General features: G+C 68.4%; 4 protein-coding genes and 1 riboswitch. All 4 genes read left to right on the plus strand.

The genetic code is table 11. The features are described from left to right. Nucleotides 1-407 precede the first annotated feature (407 nt). The 4 genes from QR77_RS27590 to QR77_RS27600 all read left to right on the plus strand — a co-directional run bounded on the left by QR77_RS27590 (nucleotide 408) and on the right by QR77_RS27600 (nucleotide 4,541). Nucleotides 408-1,589 (plus strand): helix-turn-helix transcriptional regulator, encoded by a 1,182-nt coding sequence (locus QR77_RS27590; RefSeq protein WP_040024754.1) that lies wholly within the window; start codon nucleotides 408-410, stop codon nucleotides 1,587-1,589. Nucleotides 1,590-2,025: 436 nt separating this feature from the next. Beyond that, a complete protein-coding gene (locus QR77_RS46955; RefSeq protein WP_160310957.1) occupies nucleotides 2,026-2,184 on the plus strand; it encodes a hypothetical protein in 159 nt (52 codons plus the stop codon). Nucleotides 2,185-2,317: 133 nt separating this feature from the next. After that, a complete protein-coding gene (locus QR77_RS27595; protein WP_040024755.1) occupies nucleotides 2,318-3,244 on the plus strand; it encodes a hypothetical protein in 927 nt (308 codons plus the stop codon). A 40-nt stretch (nucleotides 3,245-3,284) separates the two neighbouring features. Continuing rightward, nucleotides 3,285-4,541: a tetratricopeptide repeat protein gene (locus QR77_RS27600; RefSeq protein WP_040024756.1), complete on the plus strand. Its 1,257-nt coding sequence runs from the start codon at nucleotides 3,285-3,287 to the stop codon at nucleotides 4,539-4,541. Nucleotides 4,542-4,714: 173 nt separating this feature from the next. After that, nucleotides 4,715-4,781, minus strand: a riboswitch (cobalamin riboswitch). Between the last annotated feature and the right edge of the window lie 135 nt (nucleotides 4,782-4,916).

Raw genomic sequence — 4,916 nt, forward strand, 5'->3', positions numbered from 1 at the left:
GGCGGCTACTGATTACGAGTCCCAGGTCCTCCCGGAGGAGTTCGACGAGACCACGCGGAGGCTCGGCCGGACGGGACCCACGGCGCGATCATCGAATGGCCGACCCGTATCGGGCATGTCCCAGGAAGCCCAAAGGGGCCATGGGATGATCTTGAACCTTTGAAGGCCCGCTCCCGTGTCCTTTGTTGGCTTCGAGGCGTGTGGGGCATTCGGAATGACGTCGATCGAGCGGACCGCGTATCCGCGTTTCAAGCGGCGGGGTGGCCGCAGGACCGGCGACGATCCGGGGTGAGGGCTGCGGCACCCCCGCTGCCGTACGGGCGCGGTGGAATGGACCGGACGTACCCGCTGGAGATTCCGGTGACTCCCGAGCGAGCGGTACCGTCCCAGTAGACGAAGGGGACGCCATGAAGTGGAACGAGCACACCACTGGTCAGCGAATCAAGCTGCTGCGCGGAGCCGTCACTCAGGAAGAACTCGCCGAGAAGGCGGGCCTGTCCATCGCCACGATCCGGAAAGCCGAGCAGGACCGGGGCCACATCTCGCTGCCCACCCTCCTGCGCCTCGCACACGCCCTGGGCGCCGACATCTCCGTGATCGTGGGCCAGCAGGCCCCCCGCAGGGCGATGCTCGCTGACGACCGGACCACCCTGCGCGAGCTGTCGCGCACGGTCCACGACACCGCAGCGGGGATCGGCACCGACAGGGAACCCGTCGACTTCGCCGACGATCTCGTGGCGGGATGGGACGCCTACCGGGCCGGGCGTATCGGGGTGGCCGGGCAGTTCGCCGCATCCTGCGTCAGGGACGCGGCAACGGTCCTGGCGGACGCCGCCGAGGACCGCCGCATGGTCGCATGCGGAGTTCTCGCCGACGCCTACCGCCTGGCCGCCTACGTCGCCAACCAGCTCGGAGCCCGCGATCTCGCGTACGCCGCCATCGGCCACGCCGCCAACCGGGCCCGGCAGGGAGGCGATCCGGTGCGGGAAGCCTGCGTGGCTTCGGGGCGCTCGTGGGTCTACCTGCGAGATGCCCGACTCGATGACGCCGAGCGCACCGCGGACATCTCCTACACCAGCATCGAACCGGCCTACAGCGACCGCGATCCCGTACTCCTCGCGACCTACGGGTGGCACGTCACCTTCGCGGCCGTCGTCGCAGCCCGTCGGGGAAATACCGTCGCCGCCGAGGACCTGCTGTCCCAGGGCTTTGCCGCAGCCGCCCGGCTGGGGCGTGACGTCATGGTCAACGGCACCGCGTTCGGCCCCGCCGCCGTCACCGCGCAGGCGCTCGGTATCGCCGTGTCCACCGGCAAGGCCGGAAAGGCCCTGAACCTCGCCAAGGAGGTGCACGACTGGTCCTCGCTGCACCAGGCCGCGCAGAACCGCCTCCAGCTCGACATCGCCCTCGCCCAGTGCGACACCCGGCAGTACGACACCTGCCTGGACACCCTGCTGACGGTGTGCAAAGAGCACCCTGAATGGGTGCGCCACCAGACCCTCCCCGGCGTCATCGCTCAACGCGCCGGCTACGCCACGACCGCCCGCTCCCGGAAAGTCGCAAAGATCATCGGGGCCACCCTCGCGTAATTGCTACGCCCCGTCGCACTCCACCCCCGCACTGATCCCAGTAGTGCTACGCCCGCGCTCTTCACTCCCTGCGACGGTGCGATCACTCTGGAGGGGTCAGCGGGCAGCCGGTCCCCGTCGTCCCCCTTCGGAACCGGCTGCTCTCCCTCCAGCCCGAGGAGTGCTCCATGACCGAGCCCCTCCCGCGCCGCACCCCCGGCGTCAGCAGACGCAAGGCCGCCCGCACCCGATCCGCTGCCCGGATCGCCGAGCTGTGACTACGGCTTCGGGCGGCCGGCGGCAAGGAGTTGGATCATCGCCCCAGAGGCCGCCCGCCCCGCAGACGAGCGCCAGAGCCGCTCAAAAGCCCCCCGCCCCGAACTTCCCACAGCACGACCGTCCGGGACGGGACGCACCATCCCCCGCATCACTCGCATACACCCAAGGGAGCACCACCATGACCAGCAGCACCCAGGTCAACAACCTGACGCGGCGTCTGGACCACTCCGTCCCGGACGGAGACTTCGTCCCGGCCGCGGCCGTCGGGTCCCTGACGCGGCGTCTGGACCATTCCGTCCCGGACGGCGACTTCTCGCCGGAGGGTATCGAGAGCTGATCTCGGTACTGAACTGATGCCGCCTGATTGACGGCATGGCGGGTCGGCTCGGGCTCTCATCCTGAGCCGGCCCGCCGCGCTCCGCTCCACCGCCCGCTCCACCACCTGCACGTCTCGACCAAGGAGAGTCCGCATGCAGACCACCATCGCCACCCGCGTGGAGTCCGGCTCCTTCTTCGATCTCAGCCGGGAGGATCCGGCGCTGACCCGTCTGCGCGAGGACGACGCCGCGCCAGCCCTTCCGTTCGCCCTGATGGAACGTCTCGTGAAGTCCGGCATCCCCTACGCCGAGCATGCCCGCGCCCTGAGCAGCGACACCGTGCACGCGTCCGGAGCCAGCTTCGACTGGTACGGCTCCGACCTGCCCCGGCAGATCGCCAACGAGGTCAACCTGGCGGACTACGAGATCGTCGAGCACACCGACGGGCGCCGTGCCGCGCTGACTCAGGCGCTGGAGCGGCTGGCCTCGGCTCACCCCGAAGGCTTCGCCCGCGTACAGGAGTTCGTCCGGGGACTGTTGTGGGTGGGGCTCAAGCCCGGCACCCGCACCTCATCACTGACCAGCTCCAGCGACCCGGCGCTGCCCTACGTCATCGTGTTCTCCGAGAAAGCGCGGCACCACATCCCCCCGAACACCGTCAGTACGGAGCCGTCCCACCTCTTCCTCGCGGAGAACCTCCTGCACGAGGCGGTCCACCAGTCGGTCAGCTTCCACGTCCTCCAGCACCAGGTCTTCGCCGACGGATACTCCTCGAAGACCTCCCCCAAGATCGAGATCGCGTGGCGCGCTACGCAGGGGGCGGCCCGAAACCAGTGCTGGGAGGTGGACCGGGCCTTCCACGCGACTTGCGTGTACAACCAGCTCCTGCGGTTCCGCCGGAGAGAACTCGACCGCGACGACCTGACCACCAACGAGCGCGCGAGCTTCCAGGCCGCCTACGACGAGGGCGTGTCGGCCGTCCGCTACCTCATGGGCCAGCTCGAACTCCTGGATGAGCACTTCACCGTGCACGGCAGGGAACTGCTGGCCGACCTGCGTCGCCAGACCAACCAGATCTAGCACCGGCGACCGGAGCGAGAACCGGACAAGGGAGAGACGAGTGCTCCAGCACCTCATCACGCAAGATGAGGACCTGCGCATGGTCCCCACCGACCACGACCAGTTGACCACCGCCGTGGAGAAGATCCGCGAGGAACTCCAGGCACTCCCGGAAGGTGCGGACATCGCCAGGGCCCGCGTCCTGGCCCGGTGGACCGGCATCGGCCTGCTGAGCCTGGGCCACCACGACGACGCACGAGCGTTCCTGCTGCAGGCGCTCGACCTGGCCACCGCCAGTGGCAACTCCCGGGCTGTCATCGCCACCGAACTCAACCTCGGCGACGCGTACCGCTACACCGGTGAGGCGGAGAACGCTGACGTGCTCTATCGCAGGGCCTTGGACGACGCCCGAGGCCAGCACCCGGAACTCGTCGACTTCGCCCTCCAGCACCTCGGCAAGCACCTCATGGAGCAGGGCAGCCTCACGCTGGCCCGCGCCCACCTACAGGAAGCCCTGCGGCTGCGGACTGCCAAGGGCGACGCCGGGCTGATCGAATCCACCCAGGCCGCAGTCGACCGCGTCGAACTGCTGATCAGCCACGCAAGCGCTGATACGCCCGCGTCAGCGGATGGTGCCGCAGAAGCGGCACAGTGGAGCAAGCGATGGACCTCATGGCTCCAATCCCGCACCACGGCCCGGACGTCGGCCCGGTGGGACGAAGGGTTTCCAGCTCTCCGGGAGGCCGTACGCGATCTCACCACGCACGAGCGGGTGCGCCCCCGCCACCTGCGTGATCAGTCGTTCCCCGTCGAGTTGCTCGCCGGCATGACGGAGGAGGCTGAGAAGGCCCTGGCCGCTGACGGATACCTGCACAACGGCAAGTGGAACGCGGCCGTCGGCGAGGCGGCGAACCAATTCGCGGGACAAGTCGATCTCGCCGCTGTCGTGGCGCGGTCCACCGGTCTGGAGGTCGAGCAACCTCATAACGGCGTCTACATCGCTTACCTGGAGGAGGGGCAGTTCCTTGACTTCCACGTTGACGAATTCGGCTTCGGGGAGGCCAGCCTGATCCTGTGCCTCAAGCACGAGCGCCTCGCCGCGGCCCCTACTGTGAGCTGCACCGTCTTCATCGACGCCGACGGCTACCTCGAATGTGATCTCGCACCGGGAGACTGTGTCGTGTTCGACGGAGCGCTCATGCCGCACGGCCGGACGCCTCTCGGCGCCGGAGAGAGCGTCATCCTCGTCAGCTTCGGTTTCCGCGCACGCCATCAGGCTCCGCGTACGGTCGCCCACCTCCCACCGGTCCCGAGATGATGACCGTTTCAACCCGTATACGAGCAAGGAGAACTGCCCAGTGCTCTGCCCGCGTTGACCCCGTAGCAGAGGGCCGAGGCGCTGAAGAAGGCGAAGGCCGCCGACCTTGCCCGGGTCGGCCTCGGGTTGATCGGTGGTCAGGTCGGTGAGGATCCGCAGCAGGACGGTCCCGGGGGCCTCCAGGTCGCACGCCACATCACACCGTTGCGGGACAGTTCCGGATTCGCACCGGATTCCCCTACGTCGACAGCGAGCACGAGCATACATCTGGGGGTGGCCGCGAACACCACCCCCCAGATGTAGTGGTGCGTGTCCTTTTTGCCGGTGAGTGTCGTACCTCTCCGCTATCGTCGCCGGGACAAGGAGGTCCCCCAT

This window comes from Streptomyces sp. 150FB (genome assembly GCF_000818195.1).
Taxonomy (GTDB): domain Bacteria; phylum Actinomycetota; class Actinomycetes; order Streptomycetales; family Streptomycetaceae; genus Streptomyces.

Coding starts and splice junctions, on each gene's coding strand:
- QR77_RS27590 (WP_040024754.1), top strand. CDS start 408: ATGAAGTGGAACGAGCACACCACTGGTCAGCGAATCAAGCTGCTGCGC.
- QR77_RS46955 (WP_160310957.1), top strand. CDS start 2,026: ATGACCAGCAGCACCCAGGTCAACAACCTGACGCGGCGTCTGGACCAC.
- QR77_RS27595 (WP_040024755.1), top strand. CDS start 2,318: ATGCAGACCACCATCGCCACCCGCGTGGAGTCCGGCTCCTTCTTCGAT.